The 25,987-nt window shown below is 68.6% G+C and carries 17 protein-coding genes and 3 pseudogenes; 7 read left to right on the forward strand and 13 right to left on the reverse strand.

Annotation, left to right across the window (positions count from 1 at the left end; genetic code table 11):
* Positions 1-141: 141 nt before the first annotated feature.
* The 3 genes from AADR41_RS31725 to AADR41_RS31735 all read right to left on the reverse strand — a co-directional run bounded on the left by AADR41_RS31725 (position 142) and on the right by AADR41_RS31735 (position 4,852).
* A complete protein-coding gene (locus tag AADR41_RS31725; protein WP_342285086.1) occupies positions 142-2,487 on the reverse strand; it encodes a glycosyltransferase in 2,346 nt (781 codons plus the stop codon).
* Positions 2,484-4,001, reverse strand: coding sequence for a hypothetical protein (locus AADR41_RS31730; RefSeq protein ID WP_342285087.1), 1,518 nt, complete (start codon positions 3,999-4,001; stop codon positions 2,484-2,486). The genes AADR41_RS31725 and AADR41_RS31730 overlap by 4 nt, the downstream gene beginning before the upstream one ends.
* A 206-nt stretch (positions 4,002-4,207) precedes the next feature.
* Positions 4,208-4,852, reverse strand: a complete 645-nt coding sequence (locus AADR41_RS31735) for a TetR/AcrR family transcriptional regulator C-terminal domain-containing protein (protein WP_342285088.1) — start codon at positions 4,850-4,852, stop codon at positions 4,208-4,210.
* 38 nt (positions 4,853-4,890) lie between these two features.
* On the opposite strand from AADR41_RS31735, the gene AADR41_RS31740 reads away from it, so the two are divergent.
* Positions 4,891-6,330, forward strand: a complete 1,440-nt coding sequence (locus AADR41_RS31740) for an FAD-dependent monooxygenase (RefSeq protein ID WP_342285089.1) — start codon at positions 4,891-4,893, stop codon at positions 6,328-6,330.
* On the opposite strand, the gene leuE is transcribed toward AADR41_RS31740, so the two are convergent.
* The 3 genes from leuE to AADR41_RS31755 all read right to left on the reverse strand — a co-directional run bounded on the left by leuE (position 6,317) and on the right by AADR41_RS31755 (position 9,325).
* A complete protein-coding gene (leuE, locus tag AADR41_RS31745) occupies positions 6,317-6,982 on the reverse strand; it encodes a leucine efflux protein LeuE (RefSeq protein ID WP_259928170.1) in 666 nt (221 codons plus the stop codon). The two genes, AADR41_RS31740 and leuE, sit on opposite strands and share 14 nt — an antisense overlap.
* Before the next feature lie 61 nt (positions 6,983-7,043).
* Positions 7,044-7,655, reverse strand: coding sequence for a Uma2 family endonuclease (locus AADR41_RS31750; RefSeq protein WP_342285090.1), 612 nt, complete (start codon positions 7,653-7,655; stop codon positions 7,044-7,046).
* An 89-nt stretch (positions 7,656-7,744) separates the two neighbouring features.
* Positions 7,745-9,325, reverse strand: coding sequence for an acyl-CoA mutase large subunit family protein (locus tag AADR41_RS31755; RefSeq protein ID WP_342285091.1), 1,581 nt, complete (start codon positions 9,323-9,325; stop codon positions 7,745-7,747).
* Positions 9,326-9,553: 228 nt separating this feature from the next.
* Between AADR41_RS31755 and AADR41_RS31760 the strand changes: the two genes are divergently transcribed.
* The gene (locus tag AADR41_RS31760) at positions 9,554-10,459 is read left to right on the forward strand and encodes a L,D-transpeptidase family protein (RefSeq protein WP_342285092.1); all 906 of its coding nucleotides are present in this window, start codon (positions 9,554-9,556) and stop codon (positions 10,457-10,459) included.
* Positions 10,460-10,682: 223 nt separating this feature from the next.
* Here AADR41_RS31760 and AADR41_RS31765 read toward each other — a convergent pair whose 3' ends face one another.
* Together AADR41_RS31765 and AADR41_RS31770 are read right to left on the reverse strand one after the other, a co-directional pair.
* A complete protein-coding gene (locus tag AADR41_RS31765) occupies positions 10,683-11,837 on the reverse strand; it encodes a hypothetical protein (RefSeq protein WP_342285094.1) in 1,155 nt (384 codons plus the stop codon).
* Positions 11,837-12,601, reverse strand: coding sequence for an RNA polymerase sigma factor (locus AADR41_RS31770; RefSeq protein ID WP_342285095.1), 765 nt, complete (start codon positions 12,599-12,601; stop codon positions 11,837-11,839). The genes AADR41_RS31765 and AADR41_RS31770 overlap by 1 nt, the downstream gene beginning before the upstream one ends.
* A 568-nt stretch (positions 12,602-13,169) precedes the next feature.
* Here AADR41_RS31770 and AADR41_RS31775 point away from each other — a divergent pair.
* Entirely contained in the window at positions 13,170-14,345 is a 1,176-nt protein-coding gene (locus AADR41_RS31775; protein WP_342285096.1) for a UDP-N-acetylglucosamine--N-acetylmuramyl-(pentapeptide) pyrophosphoryl-undecaprenol N-acetylglucosamine transferase, read from the forward strand.
* A gap of 19 nt (positions 14,346-14,364) precedes the next feature.
* Here the strand turns inward: AADR41_RS31775 and AADR41_RS31780 are convergent.
* Positions 14,365-15,336 (reverse strand): annotated as a pseudogene (locus AADR41_RS31780) (transposase family protein).
* Between the two features lie 23 nt (positions 15,337-15,359).
* Here AADR41_RS31780 and AADR41_RS42995 point away from each other — a divergent pair.
* A complete protein-coding gene (locus AADR41_RS42995; protein ID WP_446751143.1) occupies positions 15,360-15,761 on the forward strand; it encodes a S8 family serine peptidase in 402 nt (133 codons plus the stop codon).
* Positions 15,762-15,876: 115 nt separating this feature from the next.
* Positions 15,877-16,629, forward strand: a pseudogene (locus AADR41_RS31785) (transposase family protein).
* A gap of 131 nt (positions 16,630-16,760) precedes the next feature.
* On the opposite strand, the gene AADR41_RS31790 reads toward AADR41_RS31785, so the two are convergent.
* The 4 genes and pseudogenes from AADR41_RS31790 to AADR41_RS31805 form a co-directional block, all read right to left on the reverse strand.
* Entirely contained in the window at positions 16,761-17,483 is a 723-nt protein-coding gene (locus tag AADR41_RS31790; protein ID WP_342285097.1) for a hypothetical protein, read from the reverse strand.
* Between the two features lie 15 nt (positions 17,484-17,498).
* Positions 17,499-19,235 (reverse strand): Hsp70 family protein, encoded by a 1,737-nt coding sequence (locus AADR41_RS31795; RefSeq protein ID WP_342285098.1) that lies wholly within the window; start codon positions 19,233-19,235, stop codon positions 17,499-17,501.
* Between the two features lie 6 nt (positions 19,236-19,241).
* Entirely contained in the window at positions 19,242-20,366 is a 1,125-nt protein-coding gene (locus AADR41_RS31800) for a hypothetical protein (protein WP_342285100.1), read from the reverse strand.
* Between the two features lie 358 nt (positions 20,367-20,724).
* Positions 20,725-20,966, reverse strand: a pseudogene (locus tag AADR41_RS31805) (IS1380 family transposase); the annotation flags it as partial.
* Positions 20,967-21,718: 752 nt separating this feature from the next.
* Here AADR41_RS31805 and AADR41_RS31810 point away from each other — a divergent pair.
* Both AADR41_RS31810 and AADR41_RS31815 read left to right on the forward strand, forming a co-directional pair.
* A complete protein-coding gene (locus AADR41_RS31810; protein ID WP_342285102.1) occupies positions 21,719-22,972 on the forward strand; it encodes an MFS transporter in 1,254 nt (417 codons plus the stop codon).
* The coding region (locus AADR41_RS31815; RefSeq protein WP_342285103.1) for a type I polyketide synthase at positions 22,972-25,987 on the forward strand (3,016 nt) is incomplete at its 3' end. The genes AADR41_RS31810 and AADR41_RS31815, both read left to right, overlap by 1 nt.

The raw sequence follows: 25,987 nt of genomic DNA on the forward strand, positions 1-25,987 counted from the left end.
GTGGGGCGGGGCGCCGGAGTGGGTGCCCCGCCCCACTGCCGTACGGGCGACGGACCGGACGCCCCGCCCCACGGCCGTACGAGCCGGGGCGGGGCGGGGTGCCCGGTGGCGGGCGCGTCCCGCACGCCGCCGGGCGGGCGGTCAGACCGTCACGCCGCCCTGGATCACCCGCAGGTCCGCCGCGTTGGCCTCGGTGACCTTCCAGAGTTCCTGCTGCCGGCCGTGCACATCGGCGACGCTCGCCGCGTGGTCGTCGAGCAGTCCGGCGGCCCGTTCGGCGAGGCGGGCCCCGAGGTGCCGGTCGTGGACCGAGATGCCCCACTCCGGACGGTCGATGTCGGCGAGGAAGTACGCCATCTTCGGGTGCGAGATCAGGCTGATGATCGGCGTGCCGCAGCCGAACGGGATCATTCCCGCGTGCCCGCGCATCCCGATGACCAGCTTGGTCCGGGCGTAGGTGTCCCGGATCGCGTCGTTGTCGAAGTCGTACATCGGGATCACCGGCAGCGCGATGCCGTGCTCGCGCCGCAGGTCGAAGGCGATCCGCTCGTCGTCCAGCGAGTGGGCGACGCACTGGACCTCGGCCCGGGTGCCGAGCTCCCGCACCGCGGTCGCCATCTCGGCCAGGAAGTGCCCGTAGTCGTGCCCGAAGCGGAGCCCCGAACGGTCGTACGCGGCGTTGACCAGCACGGTGTCCTCGCGCCGCACCGGGTCCGCCCAGCCGTCCACCAGCTGTCTGGTGACCGTCGTCGGGCAGGGCTGGAAGCGCACCTTGTCGTGGAGGGAGGCGGGCAGCAGTTCGCGGACCTTCTCGATGGAGCCGTGGTTGCGCAGCCCGAAGAACGAGGCCCGTTCGACGAGCCGGCGCAGGCTGGAGAGGAACCGCTCCCGCCCGTGCCCGTACGCCTGGCCGTCGAAGGCGTTGAAGCCGACCGCGTAGACCATGACGGGTACGTCGATCCGGTCGAGCAGTTCGTCCGGTACGTTCCACTGCCAGCCGCTGTTGCCGTTGGGCGCGGTGTCCGGGATGAAGAGGCCGCCGCCGCCGATGACCAGTCCCCGGCGTTCGTTGACCCGTTCCAGCGCGGCCTCGTCGAAGAGCCGGTGGGCGTGGATGGAGTGCCATCGCCGCGGGCCGGTGTCCCGGCCGAAGGCCAGCCGTACGCTCTGTGGCAGCAGCTTGTCCCCGGCGTTGCCCTGGCGCTCCATGTAGAAGGCGACATGGGCGAGCTGGCCGGCGGCGGGGCCCTCCGCGGGCGGGGCCGGGTCGGTGGTGCGCTTGTGCATCAGCCGGTTGGCCCGGTGGGTGGGGTCGACCGCGAGGCCCTTGAGGGCGTACTCGGCCGCCGCGTCGTCGTCGCCGTGGATCCAGGCGATCTGGGCGAGGCGGGCGAAGGCGGTGGGGGCCCGGTTGGGCGACGCGGTGGCGAGCAGCAGCCGGGCGCGGGCCTCCTCGTAGCGGGAGACGCTCATCAGGGCGTGGCCGAGCACCTCGTGGGGCCAGGACTCGTCGACGGGGATCCGGACCCGGCCCAGCAGATCGGCCGCCTCCTGGTACTCGCCCGCCGCGATGTGGGAGGCGGCGACCTTGCGGGCGTCCTCCGGGGAGCCGGTGCGCCCCACGTGCGGGGTGCCGTAGTGGACCAGCAGGTCGTGGTGCTTGGCGCCGGGCAGCGCCAGGTACGCGGCGTGGAACTCGGCGTCGGTCAGCTCGAATTCGTGCCAGCGGTCCTCGGCCTCGCGGTATCCGGCCTCGCCGCCCTGCCAGGGCTTGTGCCGCCCGGTGAAGTGCAGGATCGCGGTGGAGTCGGGGACCGGGAGGTCGCCGCTGAGGCGCCGCTTGACGAAGTTGTAGCGGGCGTCGAGCTGGACGAAGTCACCGTCGAGCACGGCGTTGAGGATGCCCTGGTCGTGCTTGTCGAGCTCGTACGTGCCGGCCCGTCCGACCTCGTCGAGCCGCGCGCAGAACGCGTCGCTCAGATACTCGCGCTGGATGACCAGCAGTCCGCTGTTGAGCTTATGCTGCCCGTAGAAGAACTGCGGTACGGCGGCCAGTCCCTCGCGCAGTCCGAGCAGTTCACCGAGATCGCCGAGGACCACCATGTCGGTGTCCAGGGTGATCACCGTGTCGTAGTCGCGGACCCGGAAGACGTCGAGGATGAAGTAGGCCTTGCGCACCAGGTAGTTGTCCTGGTCGCCCTTGGCGTAGGCGTCGTAGTGCCCGGCGTCGACGCGGCGGAAGTCGACGCGCGGGTGCAGGGCCCGGATCCGTGCGACGGAGGCGGGACGCAGTCCGTCGTGCAGGACGAGGAAGTCCTCGCAGACGTCCGGGTTGGACAGGGCCAGGCTGCGCAGCAGGGCGAGGAAGCCGGGCAGGTAGTTCTCGTCGACGAAGCTCGCGAAGGCGACCCGGCGCTTGCCGGTGAGCGGGTTCGCGGGCGCGGGCGGGGCGGGCGGCGCGGAAGAGGGCGTGGCGGTCGTCGTCATCGCAGTCGGATCCTCATGTCGGTGACGCTCTGGGCGCGTTCCATGACCCACGCCTTTTCGCTGGTGTACTCGTGCACGGAGGTGATGGGCATCCGCATCGCGCCGGGCAGCCGGTAGGCGCCGCTCTCGTAGAAGTCGAAGCCGATCAGGTCGAGCCGGCTGCTGACGTCGAGGTGGTCCAGGAGCCAGAGCATGTTGAAGCCGGTGGTGGGGATGGCCGGCCAGACGTCGGCGCCGACGCGGCCGATGTCGCGCAGCGGCCAGCGCAGCGATTCGTCGCCCAGGTACTGCTGGGCGCCGGGGACGAGGCGGTTGCGCAGGGAGTGCTTCCAGTCCCCGGCGACCCCGCCGAAGACCAGCCGGGTGTGCACCTTCTGGTCCCAGTTGAACCCGTGCTTGTGGATGGTGGCGTGGATGTCGGTGCGCCGTCCGGTGGCCGCCGGGTCGATCCGGTACGAGTTGAACCGCACGACCAGGTCGTAGCCGTCGATCTCGGCGCCCATCGAACTGCCGCCGACGCGCTGGGAGTTGGCGATCAGGCAGATCGACTTTCCCGCGATCCGGTTGCGGAACTCGCCGACCGTGGTCCACTCGACCCCGCCGAAGGTGGGGTCCGCGACCGGGCCGCGCATCCGGCTCCGGCGCTGTTCGGCGTAGAGGCCGACGGTCCCGGTGAGCCCGGCCACGGCGGCGGGGTCCGTCCCGGCCGCCTCCATGGCGAGGGCGAGGTACTGGGAGGTGGCCTCCTGGAGTTCGGTGACCGGGGCCCCGGTGCGCTCCTGGGCGAGCAGGGCGCCGACCAGCAGGGGCTCGGCGCGGGCCCAGTCGCCGCGCGCCTGGAGGGCCAGGCCCTCGGCCCAGGACTCGGTGACGGGGCGGGCCGCGTGCTCGACGGCGGCCGGGCAGTCGTGCTCCAGCCTGCGCAGCAGCTCGTCCTGGCGCCGCGCGCCCGCGCGCAGCCCGACGACCTTGGCCGCGATGCCGAAGCCGTCGTCCTCGGTGAACGAGAGATAGCGTTCGTACGCCTCGATGGCCGCGTCCTCCGCGCCCATCGCCTCCAGCGTCCTGGCGCGCAGCCGCCAGCCGGCCCGGGAGCCCTTGCGCTGGGTGAGCACGGTGTCCCCGATGAGCACCGCGAGCTTCAGCTCGTCCTCGTACCCGCAGTCCAGCGCCTTGTTGCCGACCGCGAGCAGCGGATCGAGCAGTTCGTCGGCGAGGGCCGCGGCGGAGTTCCCGCCCGCCCTGCCGGACCGCCGCATCAGCGGGAGCGAGGGCGCGGCGGCGGTGGACGGCGCGGGCCGCGTCGCGGCGTGCACGGCCAGCAGGTGCCGCAGCGCCTCCGCGAGTGCCGCACGCCGGCGGTCGAGCCCCGCCACCAGTTTGGTGCTGTGCGCGGCACAGGCCCGCAGGCACACGTCCACGTCGGTCGGGGTGACGGAGGCGAGCGGCGACGCGGCGCTCCCCGGCGGGGCCGAGTCGCGTTGCCGTGGCCAACGGGTGCGGGCTTCTCTCATGGCGCTCCAAGCGTCTGTGCCCGTGGGGGAAGGGGGCGTGTCCGGGCGTGCGGTCACCGGGACGCGCCGGGCCCCGCCCCGTCGCGGGGCGGATGCCCGGCGCGTGTGTTCGGTTCCGCGTCACGTTAAGAAACCTGAACGGCCGCCGGATGAACTCGCCCTTTCGGTACAGGAAACTGCGCACCGACCCCGCTGGTACGGGCCTTTCAGCGCACCCCGTACCGCGCCTCGATGCCCGCGACGATCAGCCGCAGCCCGTCCTCGAAGCGTTCGTCGTAGTTGGCGAAGATCTCGGCGCCGGCCGCGGCGGCGAGCGGGTACGCGGTCATGCGGGCGGCCCGCTCGTCGATGTCGAAGCCCTCGCGCCGCTCGTCCGGCATCGGCCGGACACCCTGCTCCTCGGTGACGAAGCCCATGGTGTACGAGTAGGCGGTGGTGCCGGCCCGGACGGCCTGCCACAGCTCGAAACCGGCGTCGACCATCGTCCGCAGATGGGTTTCGAGGCCGTCGGCGTGGTCGGTGCCGGTGAATTTGGCCCCGCTGTAGACCTTCGCCCCGTCGCGGTAGCGCAGCAGGGCGGTGCGCAGCGCGCTGTTGTACGCGACGAGCTGGTCCTGCCAGCGCTCCGGGCCCGGTTCCGGCAGGCCCTCGGCGAGCATCCGGCGGTACATCACCGTGGCCATCTCGTCGAGGAGCGCCTGCTTGTCCTTGAAGTGCCAGTAGAGCGCGGGCGCCTTGACGTCCAGCTCCCTGGCGATGGCGCGCAGGGTGAGGCCGTCGAGGCCCGCCTCGTTCAGCAGCCGCAGCCCGGTGTCGGCCACTCGTGCCCGGTCGATCTTCGTCGTACCCACCTTGACAATTTAACAGCGTTAAGCACACACTCCCAATCATGGAACTTAACAGCGTTAAGGAAGTCGGCGCACAGGTCGATGTGCTGATCGTCGGCGCCGGTCCCTGCGGCCTGGCCCTCGCCTGCGATCTGGCCCGACGCGGTGTGCGCGCCCTGGTCGTCGAGCAGGCGCCCGCGCTCTTTCCCGGCTCGCGCGGCAAGGGCATCCAGCCGCGCACCCGGGAGGTGCTGGACGACCTCGGGGTCGGCGACGCGGTGCGCGAGCACGGCGGCCCGGCTCCGGTCGCAATGGTCTGGCAGGACGGGAAGCGGCAGCGGGAGTACGACATGTTCCGCCGCGCCGCGCCCACGGACGCCGAGCCGTACGGGGAGCCGTGGCTGATGCCGCAGTGGCGCACCCAGGAGATCCTGCTGGCCCGGCTGCGCGAACTGGGTGGCGACGTCACCTTCTCCACCGCGCTGACCGGACTCGGCCAGGACGCGGACGGCGTCACGGCCCTCCTGTCCGGCGGGCCGGTCCGGGCCTCCTTCCTGGTCGCGGCGGACGGCGGCCGCAGTACCGTCCGGCGCGAGCTGGGGATCGCCATGGCCGGCGAGACCGTGGACCCGGCGCCGATGCTGGTCGCCGACGTCCGGGTGGCCGAGGGCGCGCTGGACCGGCTCAACTGGCATGCGACACAAGGGGATCAGGGCTTTCTCACGCTCTGCCCGCTGCCCGGCACGGCAGACCTCCAGCTGGCCGCCCAGTTCAGGGAGGGCGAGCCCGACACGTCCCCGGAGGGGGTGCGCGCGCTGGTCGCCGCCCGTACGCATCTGGCGGCCGGGGACATCACCGAGGTCCGCTGGGCCTCCGACTTCCGGCCGCGCGCCGCGCTGGCCGACCGGTTCCGCGACGGCCGGGTCTTCCTGGCCGGCGACGCCGCGCACGTCCACTCCCCCGCGGGCGGACAGGGCCTGAACACCAGCGTCCAGGACGCGTACAACCTGGGCTGGAAGCTCGGCCAGGTGCTGCAGCACGGTGCGCCCGTCCCGCTGCTCGACAGCTACGAGCAGGAGCGCCGCCCGATCGCCGCCGACATGCTCGGCCTGTCCACCCGGATCCACCGGGGCGAGCAGGAGCGCGGCGCGGCGACCCAGCAGCTCGGCCTCGGCTACCGCCGGGGCCCGCTGTCGGTGGGCCGGGCCGGTGCCCTGCACTCCGGCGACCGCGCCCCGGACGGCCCGGCGGACGGGGGACGCCGCCTCTTCGACCTCTTCCGCGGCCCGCACTTCACACTGCTCGCGGTGGGCACGGACACCGGCCTCCCGGCGTTCGACGGCGAACAGCTGCGGGTGCACCGCACGGACGCCTGCGAGGCGTACGGCAGGGGCCTGTTCCTGGTCCGCCCCGACGGCTACATCGGCTGGGCGGGCGAGGACGCGTCGGGCCTGGCCCGGTACCTGGCCCCACTGGGGGTCCTTGAGGTCACACGCTGCTGAGCGAGAGCTTCGCCGCGAACCCCAGGAAGAGCAGACCGGCCGCCGAAGTGGCGCCCGCAGACAGCCGCTTGCGGCGGCGGAACGCGGCGGAGAGCCGGGTGCCGCCGAATATCAGCATCGACAGATAGAGGAAGCTGGCGATCTGCAGCAGGGTGCCCAGCACCAGGAAGGACAGCGCCGGATAGGCGTAGTGCGGGTCGACGAACTGCACGAAGAACGAGATCAGGAAGAGGATCGCCTTCGGGTTGAAGAGGCTGACCACCAGCGCCCGCCGGTACGGCCGCTCCATCGCCGCCGCGGCCGCGGGCCCGGCGTCCTCCTCGGTCAGCTCGGCCATCCGCCGGTGCCGCTCGCGCCACATGGTCACCGCGGCCCGCAGCATGCCGATCGCCAGCCAGGTCAGATAGCCCGCACCGGCGAACTTGACGACGGCGAAGAGCACCGGCGTCGTCTGCAGCAGCGACGAGGCCCCGAGCGCGGACAGCGTCATCAGCACGGTGTCGCCGGTCCACACCCCGGCCGCCGCCACATACCCGGTCCGCACCCCGCGCCGGGCGGCGACGGAGAGCACGTACAGCGAATTCGGTCCCGGCAGCAGGACGATCAGCACCAGGCCGGCGAGATAGGTCGGAAGATCGGTGACACCCAGCATGAAACGGAGTGTCGCACGCGGGTACGACACTCCGTCCAGGGGGTTTCGGGAAGGCGCGGGATCAGTCCTCGTCGCCGTCGAGGAGGCGGTCGACGGAGAGCTTCATCTCGACGCCGACCACGTCCGGCACGGTGAACGAGGTGCCGCGCTTGTGGTGCGCCTTGTTCTTGTACTCGCCGCCCCGGGGGTCGGTGCAGAGCAGCACCTGGTCGTGCTTGCGGTCGGCCACGACGTAGACCGGGATGCCCGCCTGGGCGTAGTCCTCGACCTTGGGGCCGAGGTCGTCCGCCCAGTTGGTCGACGTCACCTCCACGACCATGCGGAAGACGTGGGCGGCGTAGCAGTTCTTCATGGCGTGATGGTCCCGGAAGTCCGCCTCGACGACCGACAGGTCGGGAATCGCGTAGTCCTCGGGTCCGGTGGGCAACCACAGCCCGACGCCCTGGACGAGTCTGAGCCCCACGGTGCGCGCCCGTGCTCCGAACTCCTCGCCGAGCCAGGACAACGCCAGAGCATGCGTTCCGTCCGCCGGTGGTGTCACAGTGAGCCTCCCCTGGAGAATCTCCACGCGATGCCCAGGCAGCGAGCGTGCGAGCTGGTCGGCTGCCTCGCCGAGCGTCAGCTCCGGCTGTTCCTGCACGTGCACCTGCTCCTCGTGCTGTATTACGGCCACGGCATCCTCCTTTCGGGGACCACTTTTCATGAGCTTATCCAGGGTCGCGGACATTCAGCGAGAGATCACCCGCACGGGTACCCGCCCCCTCAGAACGCGTCCGAAGGCACATACCGGCCCCACACCTCGCGCAGCGCGTCGCAGACCTCGCCCACCGTCGCCCGGGCCCTGAGCGCGTCCTTCATCGGGTACAGGACGTTCTCCGTGCCCTCGGCCGCCTCCCGCAGCCGGGCCAGGGCGGTGTCCACGGCGCCCTGGTCGCGGTCGGCGCGGAGCTTCGCCAGGCGGGCCGCCTGTTCGGCCTCGATCGCGGGGTCGACGCGGAGCGGCTCGTACGGCTCCTCCTCGTCGAGCCGGAAGCGGTTGACGCCGACCACGACGCGCTCCGCGCTGTCGGTCTCCAGGGCGACGCGGTACGCGGAGCGCTCGATCTCGTTCTTCTGGAAGCCGCGCTCGATCGCGCTGACGGCGCCGCCCATGTCCTCGACCCTGGCCATCAGGTCGGCCGCGGCGGCTTCGACGGCATCGGTCATCGACTCGACGACGTACGACCCGGCGAACGGGTCCACGGTGGCCGTGACGTCCGTTTCGTACGCCAGGACCTGCTGGGTGCGCAGGGCCAGGCGGGCCGACTTGTCGGTGGGCAGGGCGATCGCCTCGTCGAAGGAGTTGGTGTGCAGCGACTGGGTGCCGCCGAGGACCGCGGCCAGGCCCTGGACGGCGACCCGCACCAGATTGACCTCCGGCTGCTGGGCGGTGAGCTGGACCCCCGCGGTCTGGGTGTGGAAGCGCAGCATCAGCGACTTGGGGTTCTCGGCGCCGAACTCCTCCTTCATCACCCGCGCCCAGATCCGGCGGGCGGCGCGGAACTTGGCGACCTCTTCGAGGATCGTGGTGCGGGCGACGAAGAAGAAGGAGAGCCGGGGCGCGAAGTCGTCGACGTCCATGCCGGCCGCGACGGCGGTACGGACGTACTCGATGCCGTCGGCGAGGGTGAAGGCGATCTCCTGCGCGGGCGAGGCCCCGGCCTCGGCCATGTGGTAGCCGGAGATCGAGATGGTGTTCCACTTCGGGATCTCGGCCCGGCAGTACTTGAAGATGTCGGCGATCAGCCGCAGCGAGGGGGCGGGCGGGAAGATGTAGGTGCCGCGCGCGATGTACTCCTTGAGCACATCGTTCTGGATGGTGCCGGTGAGCTTCTCGGCCGGGACGCCCTGCTCCTCGCCGACCAGTTGGTAGAGCAGCAGGAGCAGCGCGGCCGGGGCGTTGATCGTCATGGACGTGGAGACCTTGTCCAGCGGGATCCCGTCGAACAGCACCCGCATGTCGTCGATCGAGTCGATCGCGACACCGACCTTGCCGACCTCGCCGGACGCGATCGGCGCGTCCGAGTCGTGGCCCATCTGGGTGGGCAGGTCGAACGCGACGGACAGGCCCGTCGTCCCGTTGGCGATCAGCTGCTTGTAGCGGGCGTTGGATTCCGTGGCCGTACCGAAACCCGCGTACTGGCGCATCGTCCACGGACGGCCGGTATACATCGTGGGGTAGACACCGCGCGTGAAGGGGTAGGCACCCGGCTCTCCCAGCTTTTCGCCGGGGCTCCAGCCGTCGAGTGCGTCCGGTCCGTAGACCGGTTCGATGGGCAGTCCCGACTCCGACTCGCGCGTCATCTGCTGTGCCTCCCGCTGAAGCTGCTCAGTAAAGCTACTTACCGGTAACCAAGATTCCCGCGACGGACTGTAGCGGTGGACGCGAGACCGTTGGAGGGGGACGGGCTGGGACCTTGCTCACAGCCCCGCCCGGGGTCTCGTCGCCGCTCTCCCCATCATGCGCGGGCTTTGGCAACCGGGCAGAGCGGGAATCCGTCCAAGGGGACACCGGACACACAGGGGGCCGAGATGACGGGAAGCACCACCACAAGCACCTCACGGAACACGAAACGGGCTCGGGCGGGGGCCGCGGTGCTCGCCGTTCTCACCGTCGCCGCCGCGACGGCCGGCTGCAAGGCGCAGGCCGCCGGCGACGCGCCGGCGGCCCCTTCGGCGCCGCCGCCGGCCACCGCCGGCGACGACGGCAAGCCCACCGCACCGCCGTCCTCGCCCACCGCCTCGCCGTCACCGACGGCGCCCACGGCCACGGCGTCGCCCACACCGAAGAAGCCCGACCCGCAGGGCACGACGCTGATGGCGAGCGGTTCCCAGGGCAAGCAGGTGCGCGAACTCCAGGCCCGGCTGCGGCAGATCGGTCACTTCGACCGGAGCCCCACCGGCTACTACGGCACCGTCACGGTCGCCGCGGTCCAGTCCTTCCAGGGCAAGCGGGGCCTGACCCGTACGGGCAAGGCGGACACCCTCACCTGGCAAAAGCTGCTCGGCATGACGCGTGAGCCGACCGCCACCGAGCTGAACCCGCCGACCACCCGGCCGGTCACCAAGCCGGACAAGCGCTGCATGACCGGCCGGGTGCTCTGCATCAGCAAGAACAGCCGGACGCTGTCCTGGATGATCGACGGCCGGGTCGTGTCGTCGATGGACGTGCGCTTCGGCTCCCAGTACACACCGACGCGCGAGGGCACCTTCTCGGTCTACTGGAAGTCCCGCCACCACGTGTCGTCGATCTACCACACGGCCATGCCGTACGCGATGTTCTTCAGCGGCGGCCAGGCGGTGCACTACTCGTCGGACTTCGCGGCCCGCGGCTACAACGGCGCCTCGCACGGGTGCGTCAACGTCCGGGACGAAGGGAAGATCGCCTCACTCTTCGCCCAGGTGAAGAACGGCGACAAGGTCGTCGTCTACGGATAGGGCGAGCGTCCGGAGAGGGGCAGCCGGGGGAAGAAGGGGCGCGGGCGGGACCGGGGGAACGTGTCCCGCCCGCGCCATGTGCGCCGAGCCGTAGGTACGGGGGGAACCCCGGCTCTGTGCGCGGCCGATGACCAGTCGGCTCACTCAGTACTGCGCCGCGGCCTCGAAAAACGTCACACCTGATGGCGGAGGGCCGAAAAAAGCCTGTCGCGGACGGCTTCGTTCAGCTCCGCGAACCGGTGCCGAGGCCGTTTCCGGTGCCTTTGCCGGTGCCGTTGCCGTTTCCGGTGCCGTTGCCGTTGCCGGAGGTCCGGGCCGAGGGCGTCAGGGAGGCCGGGGCCGCCGGGATGCGCACGCCTTCGGCGAACCGGACCGAGGAGGGTGTGCCGGCGGCGGAGCCGCTGTTGTTCCCGGACGAGCCGTTCTCGCCCTGCTCGTCGTCGTCGCCCTGGTCGTTCCTGCCCTGCTCGGATCCCTCGATCACGCGGTCGCAGAACCGGTCCAGGTTCCGGGCACCGTTGGCCAGGGCTTCGAGCTTCTGCCTGCGCTTCTCGGTCAGCTTGCCGTCGCGGTAGTCGCGGCAGGCCTGCCGCGCCTTGGCGTACCAGTCGCCGGAGGCCTCGTTCCAGGGTTTCTCGGTCTGCTTGCCGCTGCGGGTGCCGCCCGGGGAGCCGGTCGCGGCGCCACCGGGCTTCCGCTTGTCACCGCCGCCGGGCTCCGTCGTCCTGCCGGATCCGCCGTGGTCCCGGTCCTCGGCCGGGGCGGAGGGGCTGACCGGGGGCTTGGAGGCGCCCTCCTTCGGGGAGGCGGACGGCGGCGGCTGCGCGGTCTCGTCCGTGGTGAGCCCCGAGCCGAGCTCCTCGGGCGTCGCCTCGGCCGAGACTGAGGCCGCGGGCAGCGGAGTGCTCCCGCCGAACGGTCCGGGCAGCATTCCGGTTCCGGCCGCCACGGCCACCCCGCCGAGCGCGCAGCCCGCGAGGGAGGCGACCAGGCCGAAGCGGACGGGCCGGCTCCAGCGCGCGGAGCGGCTGGAGCCGGTTGCCGCGGACGCGGTGGCGTACGGGACGGAGCCGCCCGCGGCGGCCCCGATACGGACCGCGCCCAGCGCCTCGGCACCGGCGGACCGGCCCTCCGCGGCGCCCCTCGCCCGCGCGTTCGCACGCGCGGAGCGGCCGGCCGTGCGGAAGGCGGTGAGCGCCGCGGCCTCGCCGGGCAGTTCGGTGGTGGCCGGGCGGGTGGCGCGTGCGGCGGCGTCCAGCGCGGCCACGAGCCTCTCGGCGTCCGTACACGACCGGCCGCCGACGGGATCGACCGGCTCGCCGCGGAGCAATCTCTCCGCGGCGTCCTTGTCAAGCCATTCGTACCGCTCGTCGGCCATCACATGTCCTTCTGCGTCCACGGACGCGAATGCGTCACACCGGCCGGCGCCGCCAGACCGTTGCGGGCGGGGCGCTGGGCGGGCACCGCGTCGAGTTCCGACGTCCGGCCAGCCGTGCTCCGGTGCGGGGCGGACGGGTCCGCCGGATCTCCTTCGGGGGCGCCGTCCGCGCCGCCGTTCCCGCCGTTCCCGTCGTCCTCGCCTTCGCCGTCGCCGTCCGTGCGCAACAGCTCGGCCAGCCGCTTCAGGCCCCGGTGCGCCGCGGTGCGCACCGCCCCCGGACGCTTGCCCAGCGTCTGCGCCGCACCCTTCGCGTCCAGGCCCACCACCACCCGCAGCACCACGGCCTCGGCCTGGTCCTGCGGCAGCTGCGCGATGAGCGACATCGTGCGGCCGGTGGCCAGGGCCTCCATCGCCTCGTCCGCGGTGTCGGACTCGGCCGGCCGCTCGGACAGCTCCGACTCGTCGCCGCCGATCGCGGGGCGCCTGCCGCGCATCCGCAGATGGTCCAGCGCACGGTTGCGGGCTATGCGCGCCGCCCAGCCGCGGAAGCGGTCGGCGTCGCCGCTGAACCGGTCGAGGTCGCGCGCTATCTGCAACCAGGACTCGGACGCCACGTCCTCGGCGTCCGGCTCCCCCACCAGTGTCCTTATGTAGCCCAGCAGCCGCGGCTGCACAGCGCGGTACACAGTACGGAAGGCGTCCTCGTCCCCGTCCTGTGCCGCGAGTACCGCGGCAGTGAGCTCCGCGTCGTCCCCCAGCACTCCCTCAACCTGCCCTGCTGTCCCGAATCGCAGCTGGTCATCACTGCCGCGCCACCCTGCGCGACTCAGCACGCTACGTCCTCGGCGGGGCCCGCGTCCATGACTTGTACAACCCGCAACATTCCTCGGACACCGTGCGGTGTGACAGAAAACGCACCGATGGCGCTGAGAGGAGTACGGGGTCGTCCTACGGCCCCGCGGAAGACGACCGGGGCCTCTCCTGTGGGGGGTGGCGGCCCCGGTCGTCGCCCCAGCATGTGGCCCCTTGACCAGGTGCTTCGTGGGCCGCCTACCCCCTCCGTGACCAACGGCGTGACCAACGCGCCAGCGAGTTCTTCCGGGTGGGCACGTTCCCGGACGCCGGATACCCAAGTGACCAGCACTTTCCAGCGCTCACCCGACCCAGCCGCGTTCAGCCGCTGCGTGAGCTCAGGACACGCTGCTGGCACCTTCCATTCGACCCCGGAGGCCACCGACGCGAAGAGCGCGCCCGAAAGCGCAACCCAGGCGCCTCCGTCGCGAGACGATCACGAACGATCACCGAACAGCAGCCACTAGAGTGCCCAGCGTGAACACCGCGCCTCAGCAGACGACCGTCTTCCGCCTGATCGTGACGGGTGGCGGCACTGGCGGTCACACATACCCCGCTCTCACCGCGATCCGTACCTTGCAGGCACGCCTGGATGCTTCCGGCCGCACTCTGGACGTCCTGTGGATCGGCACGGCCGAGGGCCTTGAAGCCCGGGTCACCAGCACCGAGGGCATCCCGTTCACCACCGTCGCCACGGGCAAGATCCGGCGTCACGCGAACCCGCTGAAGATGGTGTCGCCCGCCAACGTCCGGGACATGGCGCGCGTGCCGATCGGGGTCGCTCAGGCGCGCAGTGCCGTCTCCGCCTTCCGGCCGGACGTCGTCCTCGCCACGGGGGGTTACGTCGCCGTGCCGACGGGGCTCGCCGCCAGGATGTGCCGGGTACCGCTGGTCCTGCACGAGCAGACCGTCCGCCTCGGCCTCGCCAACCGTAAGCTCGCCGGTTCCGCCGCACGGATTGCCGTGTCCTCGGAGTCGACCCTGCCGCTCCTGCCGAAGAGCGTGCGGTCGGCGGCGGTGGTCACCGGCAATCCCGTACGACCGGAGGTCCTGACCGGCCACCCGGACAAGGCCGTGACCGCGCTCGGCCTCCACAGCTTCGACCGCCGTCTCCCGACCGTGTACGTCACCGGAGGCGCGCAGGGCTCTCAGCAGATCAACGACGTGGTCGGCGGCGAACTGCCATGGCTGCTGGAGCGCGCCAACGTGGTGCACCAGTGCGGCCCGGCCCACCGGGAGGCACTGTCCGCGCGCGCCGCAGAGCTTCCGGCCACCCTCGCCGCCCGGTACCACCTCACCCCGTTCGTCGGACCGGAGCTGCCGGACGTCCTGGCCCTGGCCGATCTGGTGATCTCCCGCAGCGGTGCGGGCACCCTGGCCGAGCTGACCGCCCTCGGCAAGTCGGCGGTGTTCGTCCCGCTCGCGACAGCGGCCGGGAACGAGCAGGCCCACAACGCCCGTCACCTGGAAGAGGCCGGGGCGGCAGTCGCACTCCTGGGCGACGTCACCGGCGGGCACCTGCGCGGGGCGGTCGGCCCACTCCTCGACGATCCGGAGCGCCGCAACGCGATGGCCGCGGCAGCCGGGGCACACGGCCACCCGGACGCTGCGGAAAGGCTCGTGGACGTGATCATGTCCGCAGCGTCCCAGTAACAGCGCAGCCTTGAGTGGGCTAACGAGTTGGTGCGTGATAGCGGGTGAGGCGTCGTTGGCCTGCTCGGGGCTTCTTCCAGATGTTGGTGGTGCGGTCGGAGACGAGACCGATGATGGCTCGGTAGGTGTCGGGCAGGCAGTCGCGGCGGTGGGTCCAGCGGGTCAGTTGATTCCAGCATTTGTGATCGGCGAGGGCATGTTCGACTGTGATGCGGTCGGACGAGTGGCCGTGGCGGTCGCGTTCCCACTGCTCGACTCTGCCGGGCAGTGCTCCGGGCCGCGGCTTTCTCGGAGGGGTGATCGCCTGGACTGGGTGATCACGTCTCAGACCGAGGTAACCGTTGTCCAGGAAGACTCCACCCCGAGAAACTGCTGGAAGCAAACGGCGATGCCTTCGTTGCGGACGGCGGTGGCGTCATGCATGCGTCCAGGTCGCAGCGCGTCGGTCCATAGTGTGCGGCCCCTTGTAGTCGGCGATCACGGTGGCCTTCATCGTGTTCTGCTTCTTCTTACCGGAGACGAACGCGTGTCGTCCGCCGCGGCTGGCCGACGGTCTGCGGACCTGGATCTCGGTGGCGTCCAGGCGCAGCTCGATGCCCTCGGCCTGGGCGTAGGCGAACACATCCGCCAGGGTCCGAAGACGCAGGTCCGGGCACTCGGGGACCGCGCACCCCCGTTGGGCCAGGAGCGCGCGTATCTCCTGGACGGCCCGGGTGATGGTGGAGCGGTCAACACCGAACAACAGGCCCAGGACCGAGTGCGGGAGGTCGTGTCGCAGGTGGATCACCGCGGCCACCAGACGGTCGACGAAGACCAGTTGGTGGCGGGCATCGACTCTCTCGGCCCGCTTCCTGGCCCCGCCTCGTGCAGCATGGTGGCGGCCTTCGACACCGGCTTGCCACGGCGCAGCCAACTCCTCGATCAGGTAGGCCAGATGACGCCGCGAGATTCCGGTGAACAGCCGATGCGCCAGGACCGTCCGATTGACCATGATCGCCGCAGCCAGATCATGCCATCACCCACGCACGACGCCTCACCCGTTATCACGCACCAACTCGTAAGCCCGACATCATCCTAGAGGGCGGCAACATGCTCGTCGCCCCTGACGACAGCGACCTGGACGCACACAAGCTAGTGAGCGTGGCAACGACCCACCATGACCCTGCGCGTCAGCTGCCCCGGACCAACGCCACGAGCGCAGTTACAGCCCACGCGGCTGCGCTCGCCGCCATGGCGATGAGCACCTACCCCAGACTGCGACCGGAGACTATCCGCGCCCTTCTCGTGCACGAAGCCCAGTGCAAGCGGATACCTCGCAACCGCCCATCTGGGGGGCCGCCGCAGCCAGCGGCATTGCGTGAAGGCGGTCGGTCCGGCTCGCCGGTCCCAGCACCGAGGAGGGTGAACCCGAAGTGAATGAGCTCATTCCAACCTTGCGGTGCTGACCACGCGTTGGACGGTCCTGCGCAATGATGAAGCTCCTGCAGACGGGTTCTCGGCCAAGATTACCCACGCCCGCCACAAGCCTCTCATGCTTGCCTACCCGTCGTCGATTGATCTGTCCAGCCGTACCCTTCGGTACCTGGCGGGGCGGTCTCGGGGTTCAGCGACGGAAGATCGGGACTCGGCGGCGACGTCTGCCAGTCGGGCCTCAGGCCCTGCTGACCCTGGCCCACCTACAGTACGACGACACTTACGCCCAGCTCGCCGCCGGCTTCCGCATCGGCACCGCAACCGCCTACCACTACATGCGCGAGGCCGTCGACGTCCTGGCGGCCCTGGCCCCCACCCTGGCGAGGCGATCAAGACCGTACGGACGAAGGCATTCGTGATCCTGGACGGCACCCTGCTGCCGATCGACCGGATCGCCGCCAAGACCCCGTACTACTCCGGAAAACACAAACGCCACGGCATGAACGTCCCGGTCCTCACCGATCCGTTCGGACGGCTCTTGTGGGCCTCACCAACACTGCCCGGGTCCACCTCTGACCTGACCGCCGCACGCACTCACGGCATCATCAACGCGCTCACCGAGGCAGGCGTAAAGTGCTGTCCGGACAAGGTGCGCCAAGGCGCTGGCGGACCAGTCCGCATGCCATTTTCGGGGCCGCCGGCTCAAGCGGTGGATGCGCCTGCACAACAGCAGTCACGCCAGGATCCGCTGCCTCAACGAGCAGGCCATGACCACCCGCAAGGACCAGCGCCTGCTATGCAAGCTCCGCTGCAGCACCAACCGGTCATCGACATCGTGAAGGCTGTCGTCCTTCAGCACGCCTCAACCTGAGGTTGGAAAAGGCCCCGTGGTCGACCGACCGCTCACCTCGGGTCGGGCCGCCATGCGTCAGGGTGATCGCGAGGAGGTCATCCCAGCACGATCCCAGCGCCATGCAGCTCAGGCGCCCCTTCAGCTCCTCCCTACGCGGCTTGTGCTGTGACGACTCGTTGCAAGCAATATCTAACTCCACCGGCGACATACGCCGGCGAAACAACGTAGAGAACCGGCGCCTCCGGGTCAGACTTTCCCCACACCCGCTGGCGTTCAGCGTTCATCGGCCCACCCTGAAGGAACTCAAAGTCCCAAAATGGCCTATCTTTCATTGAATGGGCTTCACCCAGCAAAGCGACGCCTTGCCTAAAGGCATTATTCACATGCGCAGCCAAGGCGTCACTCGACTTAGCCTTCACGATACGACGAATACGGGCCTCACTAGGCTGCGCTCGGCCAAAAAGCTCAAGACAGAGCCTCTGGACTGAACGAGAAAGGGATTCCCCAAAGTCCTCTTGCGGAGTCAGAGCCAAAGACTTTCGCGCCAACCCAAATAACACTTGCTCGACAAATCCCATGTATTTATCAGCCAGGACACGGTGCCCTTCAGACTGAAGATCATCGAGGTCGTCTCGGTGACGCGTCCACTGCGATTGAATGCCATCAACTCGGGCATCCATATCCGCCACCGAAGCCCGGAGCTTGGCTAACTCGCCTTGCACTTCCTGGAGCACCTCTCGAAGCGAGCGCACCTCGCTTTCAAGTTCCAAAACGCCTCGCTCGATCTCCCCATCAGGCCCATCCGATCCAGAATGATCTATTTCACTACCCGAGATAGCTTCGTCAACTTCGGTCTCAGTAGCATCAGCCACAGAATTTCCATCCATTCAAGACAGTGGAACGAAGTCCAAGTCAACCTGCACCGACTCTCCGGTCTCTTTGAGCGTAGCGGTTACCCTAATCTCCGTTTCTCCAAACTGCATCATCACGCTAATGCCACGTTTCACATGAGCGAGGTGCATCACGCTGGACAGGTCGACAGTAACACTCCCTATCTTCTGGCAGTCCCTTTCCGTGACATACTGAGGATAGCCACCCAGCGTGCCATATACATCAATCTGAATTTCTTTCTGGGTGTCCCAAAGTGGCGATAGTGAGTGCTCCACTACCTCGTCCACCCTTACCGTCTGCCCTGCAGTAACAAAAACGCAGAATCGATTTTTACATCTATCTACTCCGTCAGGGCCAGCAAATCTGAACTTTTCCGGATCAAGTTGCGGGCGAAACGTATTGCTTGTGTTACATCCGTACGTGAGACGAGCTCGCCGCGCCCGAACTTGTGGATTACAGGCGAAATAGACAGCTCCGTAAAGAACAGCCACCTGAGGATCAGGCGGCACAATCACGTCTGCGCGTCCGTCCAGGTGCTCCTCAAGCCGGCGCCGAAGGTACGGAGAGTTACCGAAACCTCCGACAAGCACAACTAGCTCCTTGCCAGGTGCGTTTCGTCTCTGCCGTTTCATCTCCTCTAGCTGCTTATCAACCAAACCGAGAACACCTGGAACGACGGTCTCGAATGCCTGGCAGGCTTCATCAGGGGATACAACAATGGCGTCTGTGAATCCTTCCTGAATTTTCGACAGAGCAGCGCGAGCACCTTCATCGAGGCAGCGATCGAGCGCCAAGGGGATCTGAATATTAATCTCTTCGATCTGCCCTACGGCGAAGTGAAGCTTTGCCCTTTCCCATTCATCGATCAGATCAACAATTACCGCGGGCTGCCGTTCCCTGATCCGCTCAAATGCTTCAAAGGACCCAAAACGCGGCATGAGGATATTCTCAACGAATGCACGGTTGATGTACTCGGAACCAAATTTCCCTCCGCACTCACGACCGATCTCCTCCAGGCTGTCGCCCGATATTGCCCGATAAGCAGTGATGTCGACGGTCCCGCCTCCGCAATCCGCGACCACGAATCGCGATCCCGGAGACAAGAGGCTAGCGCGCTTTCCGGTAAGCTTTGCTGTACGCACCCCGGAGACCCGCGCATAATGGGCTGCCACTTCAGGCTCGTAAGCCAGCAACAGACGTCTGGGCTCTCTCGGTAAACCCGCAGCTTCAGCAGCTTCGCGCATCAATTGCTTCTCATAGTCACCCCAAATAGCGGGAACCGTGATGCACCAACGGATTTCATCTTCCGAAAATCCGCTCCTCTTGACCTCATCGACAACTTCTTCGTAAATCTTCTCAAGATATAGAGTAACCAGCCTCTTTGTGTCATCCGAAGAAATCGACTCGGATGGGAGTTCTGGCCTATCCGATGCCCCCTCAGCCATTGGTGCTAGAGACATCTTGAAAGCGCTCACATAGCGATTTTTGTCACCTTTAGATCGCGAGTTAAAACGCCGGCGGGCATCATAACCCCAAGCCTGCAAATCGCCGCTCTCATCGAAAAGCAGTGCAGTTAGATTCTTCGGGTATGGAATTGGATGCGAAGGCCAGTGCATCCTCGGATGAATTTCTCGATGCTGACTCCCACTCCTAACCGCATCAATGATCGTCCACGCGTACCCAGTGCCATGAGTGCCGAAGTCCACCGCAACTGCGACCTTCTGTTTTTTCATGAAACGTCACCACCCCAAAGATCGCATAGTTGACCGATAAGAAACCACCTCTAGGATCCTGGATGCCCTGGCTACTTGCGACGGATCTCCTATTTCCGTAAGGACATCAAGGAGAAGTCGAGCTTGGGATGTGTCAATGACCGAGGTGTTGGAGCTTTCACAGATATTCAATGCATTGAGAGCGAAATTTCTAGCCTCATCCGCAAATTGCGCGTCCCTGCACAAGACTGCTTGCTCGATACGTCCAGCGGCTCCTTCGACCCTCCTGCGCTGAATCGCAACCTCGTAGGCGGAAATCAATCCAAGTGCCATAGCCCGCCGTTCCAGTCCCATGTTGTCTGGAAGCGTCCTATGGATGTAGGGCGACCTACCGTAATTAGCCAGGTGGAACCACTCACCCAGCAGGCCAATGGTGAGAGCAGTTGAATATCCAAGCTCATCCTCAAAAGCGAGTCGGTTTGTTCGTTGAATCTCCTCATCCGCACTATTTCGCGGAAGTGCCAAGGGTGGAAAATTTACTTGAATAGACCGATTTCCGGAATCCACTATATTCCAAGCCGTGAGACTAGGCCACACCCTCTTACCTGCTTGAACATCTCCATACACAAGAATTACTGGAAGGTCGCTGAGAGCCTTTTGAAGGAGCGCAACATCGAGATCGGTCTGCCTCAAGGGCCTCTTCATCGTGCCATCCATAGAGCCAACATCGGCCGCCCACTGAGAGTTCACCCAGGCCCGACGAATCGCTACCCTGAAAGCATGAGGGCCGCCGTCGTTCCCCTCCCTGTTAAGTTCATCGTGAAAGAATGGAGCAACTAGGAGGGCTGGACGCGCCCCGTCATTAGTTGCCTCGCAAACCCATTCCCGAAGTTCCTGAGCGGTGCAGGAGTAGGGTGAGTTTTCGATATCTCGATCGATCTTGTCCTGGTCCGTTTTAACCTGAATGCTGATCTGCGCTTGCCGCCAGTCCCGATCCACCTCATACCGATTACTACGGCTCGCTTCTTCTGCCCGAATAGCTGCGGCACGCTCTTCGCGTTCGGCATTTCTTACCTCAGCAGCTGCCGCCTCGTTCTCCCGCAAGAGATGCGCAAAATGTTGTTGATCGAAGTAGGTGCCATCCCGCTTCATCTTGTAGACCTCGAGCAGGCGCCCACTCAGATCCGTGATACCTCGAAACATGCCAGCCGACAGCAACGCACTACTTCCTCTCGCCCCGTGAGGTGTGATTCTAGAAGTACGCTGTTCCAGGTGTCTTGGTTTCGTGTAAATCGTCAGCTAGATGGCCAAATCCCGTACTACGCTGCGCATCGCTCACAGATGGACAACGTCGCTCTTTCTTGACGGTCCGCCGACTGAGTCGGTGGACCGTTTCGCTTTCGGCGGCTGCTCCCGGGCAGGTCGGCAGCCCGAGCGTCGCGTCGGGTGGGCGCCGGGTTCCACCGCTCCAGGTGGGAGTGGTGGTGCTCGAAGGGTAGGGAGCTGCGGGTCAGCCGAAGTTCGGCAGAAGTGCGAACAGTGCGAGGATGTCTGTTATCTCCCCGGTCCAGGGCCAGCGGCGGACCAGGCGGAGGATGCGACGCCGACAGGTGGCGACAAGCTGGGCGGTCGCAGAGAACACGCGAAATCAGTGGCGACAGGGTTCCCAGAGGCGAGGCTTGCCGGCCAGGGCGAGCATGGGTGTCAAGGCCAGCATGTCGAGAGGATCTGGACGATCTCCAGCCGGACCTTTTTCAGAGAGACATACGCCGCAGGGCTGAAGGTCCAACGGGATAGTTGCTGGGGCCGGGACCAGCTCGCCCGGCCCATCAGCCATCTGCACTCTTGCGACTGGACTCCCACCACGTCTCCGTCTGAAGCACGTACTCCTTGACCTCCACGCAGGCTGCCTCACTGGCGAGCTGTCAACCGCTGGCTCAACAACCCCGCAGGGGTCGACTCGACGGTTGGGCGCCGTGGCCAACGCGTAGCCAACAGCGGCCAGGAACAGCCAGTAACACCCAGATAAGGATCGATGCAGGCGGCAATCTACAACCTCCACCAGGGCGACAAGACACCTGGTCAGACGCCACCTACGACTCTCTCGGGCCAGGGGTGGCGGCCCCGGTCGTCGCCCCAGTGCCCACCCCTTCGGCCAGGCACTTCGCCGTGCGCAGACCACTCGCGCGACCAACCGCGTGACCAACGCGACAACCGGTTCACCCGGATTTCGCCGACGGGACATCGCGCACCCCCCGGAAAACGGCGCCGGACCTCGGCACCCGCGCCCCCACGGATCGAACAGGCGATCGCGGCCCAGAAATATCAGCGGCCTGGTGTGAAGCCTGTGATGGACGGGCAAGGCTTGACGGGATTGGCAGGTGCATGCGCAACCACTGAACTCCGCGAGGGGAACGGGGTGTCGGGAGACCGACCCGGCGCATGAGGCTGAGGCGGCGGGCGATCGGGTGCCTACTCCCCCTCGTGGTTCCGAAAGGGTGCGCATGAAGCATTTCCGGCTGCTCGTACTCGGCAACGGCGTTTCCGCGTACGGCAGTTATCTGAACATGGTCGTGCTGAACGTCTTCGTCTACGACGTCACCGGGAGCGCCCTGGCCGCGGGGCTCTTCATGGCGGTACGGCTGGGGACGAGCGTGGGGGCGGGGTTCGTGAGCGGGCGCCTCGTCTCGGCGTGCGACCGCAAGCGGCTGATCATCGGCGCCGACCTCGGCCAGGCACTGGCGCTGCTGGTGCTGCTCCTGGCGCCGGAGGCCGGCCGGGTCTCCCTGCTGTACTGCCTGGCCGTGGTCACCGGGGGCTGCTCGACGCTCTCGCAGGTCGCCCTGCGCAGCAGCATCCCGGAGATCGTGGGGGCCGAGCACCGGACCCGCGCCAACAGTCTGCTGGTCACCGGCCGCTCCCTCGCCATGATCGCGGGCTTCGCCTCGGCGGGTGTGGTGGTGGCGCAGCTGGGATACACGGCGGCGTTCGTCCTGGACGCGGGCACGTTCCTGGTCTCCGCGTCGGTGCTGCTGGTGCTGCCGATCCGTACGAGGGCCCGGTCCGAGGGGGCCGGGGGATCCGACGGGGGTGCGCCGGGCGCCGGTCACCGTTCCGTCCGGCTGCTGTGGGCCGGGGCTCCGGTGCTGATGGCGATGATCGCCGTGCGGGCCGTCGACGGGCTGGGTTCCTCCTCGCACAATGTCGCGCTGCCCGTCTACTCCAGCCTGCTGGACCCCGACCATCCGGCCACCTTCATCAGCCAGTTCTGGGCCACCTGGGCGGTCGGCACCATCATCGCCCAGCAGGTGCTGGCCCGGCACAACCGCCGGACCGGACACACCCTGGGCGAGCGGGCCTTCGCGGTCGGTGCCTGTGTCATGTCGGGGGCGTTCATCATCGTGTTCAGCGGGCTGCCCACCGTACCGACGCTCGCCACCGCGCTCCTCGCCGGAGCGGCGGACGGAGTCACCGAAGTCGTCTACGTGTCACGGCTCCAGCTGGTCCCGGACGAGCAGCGCGGGCGCCTCTTCGGGCTCTCCGCCTCGGCCGAGAACGCCGGGTTCGGGATGGGGATGCTGATCAGCGGATCGCTGCTGGAGTCGTTCTCCCCGTTCCAGGTGGTCGCCTCCCTGCACGGCCTCGCCATCGTCCTGTGCCTCGCCCTGCTGACGCTGCTCGTGCTGCGCCGTTCCCCGGCCGGACCCGGGCGATTACGTGAGACCGGCGACGCCCCCGTTCGTGAAGGGCGCGGCTGATGGGCGGGGGCGGGCAGGACCCGCGCATCGCCGTGGTCGGGATGGCCTTCCGGCTGCCGGGGGCCGATACCCCGGAGGACCTGTGGCGCATCATCCGTAACGGCGAGGACCGCTTCACCCGCTTCACGACGGACGAGCTGAAGGCCGCGGGAGTCCCCGAGGAGCTGTACCGGCGCGACGACTTCGTCGGGGCCTCGGCCGTCCTGGACGACATCGCCGGGTTCGATGCCCGGCACTTCGGGATGAGCGCCCGCGAGGCCCGTCTGACCGACCCCCAGCACCGGATGTTCCTGGAGTGCGCGCAGCACGCCCTGGAGAACGCCGGCTACCCCGACGAGCGGGACGGCAGGCGGATCGGGGTCTATGCCAGCACCGGCTACCACCTGTACAGCATGCAGTCCTATCTGCTCAACAACGTCCTGCCGAACGAGGACATCGCCGACTGGCTGGCCGGCATGCAGGTCCTGGTGGGCAACTACACCGACTTCAACGCGACCCGGGTCGCCCACCGGCTCGGTCTCACCGGCCCAGCCGTCAACGTGCAGACCGCCTGCTCCAGTTCGCTGGTGGGTGTGCACCTGGCCGCCCAGTCCCTGCTGCTGGACGAATGCGACATCGCGCTGGCCGGCGCCGGCGCCGTACACGTCCCGCAGGTGCTCGGCTACCACTACGTCAAGGGCTCGATCCTCTCCAGGAGCGGCCGGCTGCGGGCGTTCGACGCGGCCGCGAACGGGACCGTCGGCGGCACCGGTGTCGTGGCCGTCGTGCTGAAGCGGCTGGCCCGCGCGCTCGCGGACGGCGACACCGTGCACGGCGTCATCCGCGGCTGGGGCATCTGCAACGACGGCGCCGACAAACAGGCGTTCGCGGCGCCCAGTGCCCGGGGCCAGCAGCGGGCCGTGCGCCGGGCGCTGGACCACGCGGGCGTCCGGGCAGACACCATCGGGTATCTGGAGACCCACGGCACCGGCACCCTCAAGGGCGATCCCATCGAGCTCGAAGGTGCGGGAGCGGCGTACCGGCAGGACACGGACCGGACCGGCTACTGCGCTCTCGGAGCCGTCAAGGCCAATATCGGACACCTCGACGTGGCGTCCGGACTGGCCGGTCTCGTCAAGGCCCTGCTGGTGCTCAAGCACGGTGTGATCCCGCCGATCGCGGGCTTCGCCGACCCCAATCCGCTGCTCGGGCTGGCGGACAGCCCGTTCTACGCACCCCGCGCCCCGCACCAGTGGCCCGAGAACGGCACCCCCCGGCGGGCGGGTGTCACCTCGCTCGGGGTCGGCGGCACCAACGTCCACCTGATCCTCGAAGAAGCCCCCGAACCCGAGCCGCGTTCCGCCACCGCCGCCCCGCCGGACGTGCTTCTGGTCTCCGCGACGAGCCGGGAGGCCCTCGCGGACAACGTACGGTCCCTGCGCGACGTGCTCCGCAGGCGGACCGCCCTGCCCCTGGCGGATCTCGTCACGACCGCCGCGCTCGGGCGCTCGCACGGCCGGCACCGGATCGCGGTGCGGGCCGGCACACCGTCCGCGCTGGCCGATGCCCTGGACGCCTGGCTCCGCGCCCCCGCGCCGCTCGCGACCGCCGCGGGCCCCGTGCCGCCGGGGGACGCCTGCGCCCGGGTGGTGTTCCAGTTCACCGGTCAGGGTTCGCTGCGCCCCGGGGCGGCGGCGGCGCTGTACGGACGGTTTCCCGTGGTGCGTGAGGTCCTCGACGCCTGTGAGGCCCGGCACCGCGGTCTCACCGGTGAACCGTTGCTGGCCGGACTCCTCACCGAGGGGGCGGGCACGCCCGGGGCCCGCTGGCCGACCGCGACCGCGCAGCCGGCCCTGTTCGCCCTCCAGTGCGCCCTGGTACGGCTGTGGGACGAGGCGGGCATCACGCCCCGGGCGGTGACCGGCCACAGCGTCGGTGAGTACGCGGCACTCTTCGCGGCCGGCGCGCTGTCGCTCGCGGACGGCCTGGAACTCAGCACGCACCGGGGCCGGTTGATGCGGGACCACTGCGCGCCGGGTGCCATGGTGGCGGTGGCGCTGGAACGGGAGTCCGCCGCGCAGCTCGCCGCCGCGCACCCCGGCCTGGAGCTCGCCGTGACCAACGGGGAACGCTCCCACGTACTGGCAGGTCCCGTCGCGGCGGTGGACCGGATGTGCGCCGCGCTCGACGTCCGGGGCACCCCGTACGAACGCCTCGCGGTGGACCGGGCCTTCCACACCGCTGCCACGGAGCCGATGCTGGACGCGTTCGCGGCGGTACTGGCGAGGACTCCCTTCGCACCGGTACGGACCCGCTTCATCAGCTCTCTCGACGGCCGGACCCGGGAGCCCGGCTGGGTGCCGGACCCGGAGCACCTGGTCCGCCATGCCCGCGAGCCGGTGCGCTACGACGCCTCGCTGCGTGCCGTCGCCGGTGAACGGCCCGGCGTGCTCCTGGAGATCGGCCCGCACACCACGCTCAGCAGCCTGGCCCGCCGCTCCCTGCCGGCGGTGCGGGCGGTTCCCTCCCTGCACCGGAACACCGGACTCACGGCGCTCTTCGGCGCCGCGGCGGATCTGCACTGCGCGGGAGCGGAGGTCCGCTGGGAGACGTTCCTGGCCGGCACCGGAGGGCGGCGCGTCCCGCTGCCCGGCTACCGATTCCAGCACCGACATCACTGGGTCGGGGCCCCACCCGGGCCCCGCGGACCCATTTCCCCGGCGAGAGAGGAACGCACCATGACGACAGAAGCGACGGAGACCGGACCGCTGCTGGACAGCATCCTCGGTTTCCTCTCCGGAGCCTTCGGAGAGGACCTCGCCTCGGTCCCGGCCGACACCCCGTTCTTCGATCTCGGTGCGGACTCGCTCCTCATGATCAATGTGCTCCGGGAGATCGAGCAGGAGCACCACGTCAAGATCACGATGCGAGAGCTGTTCGACGAGACGGGAACGCCCCGGCTGCTCGCCGAACTCGTCGCCGCGCGGCTGCCCGGCCGGCCGAGCCGGTCCGGGCAGCCCGGGACCGTCCCCCCGC

Source organism: Streptomyces sp. CLV115, assembly GCF_038448545.1.
Taxonomy (GTDB): Bacteria; Actinomycetota; Actinomycetes; order Streptomycetales; family Streptomycetaceae; genus Streptomyces; species Streptomyces sanglieri.

Coding starts and splice junctions, on each gene's coding strand:
- AADR41_RS31725 (WP_342285086.1), bottom strand. CDS start 2,487: ATGACGACGACCGCCACGCCCTCTTCCGCGCCGCCCGCCCCGCCCGCG.
- AADR41_RS31730 (WP_342285087.1), bottom strand. CDS start 4,001: ATGAGAGAAGCCCGCACCCGTTGGCCACGGCAACGCGACTCGGCCCCG.
- AADR41_RS31740 (WP_342285089.1), top strand. CDS start 4,891: ATGGAACTTAACAGCGTTAAGGAAGTCGGCGCACAGGTCGATGTGCTG.
- leuE (WP_259928170.1), bottom strand. CDS start 6,982: ATGCTGGGTGTCACCGATCTTCCGACCTATCTCGCCGGCCTGGTGCTG.
- AADR41_RS31755 (WP_342285091.1), bottom strand. CDS start 9,325: ATGACGCGCGAGTCGGAGTCGGGACTGCCCATCGAACCGGTCTACGGA.
- AADR41_RS31760 (WP_342285092.1), top strand. CDS start 9,554: ATGACGGGAAGCACCACCACAAGCACCTCACGGAACACGAAACGGGCT.
- AADR41_RS31765 (WP_342285094.1), bottom strand. CDS start 11,837: ATGGCCGACGAGCGGTACGAATGGCTTGACAAGGACGCCGCGGAGAGA.
- AADR41_RS31795 (WP_342285098.1), bottom strand. CDS start 19,235: ATGAAAAAACAGAAGGTCGCAGTTGCGGTGGACTTCGGCACTCATGGC.
- AADR41_RS31800 (WP_342285100.1), bottom strand. CDS start 20,366: ATGAAGCGGGATGGCACCTACTTCGATCAACAACATTTTGCGCATCTC.
- AADR41_RS31810 (WP_342285102.1), top strand. CDS start 21,719: ATGAAGCATTTCCGGCTGCTCGTACTCGGCAACGGCGTTTCCGCGTAC.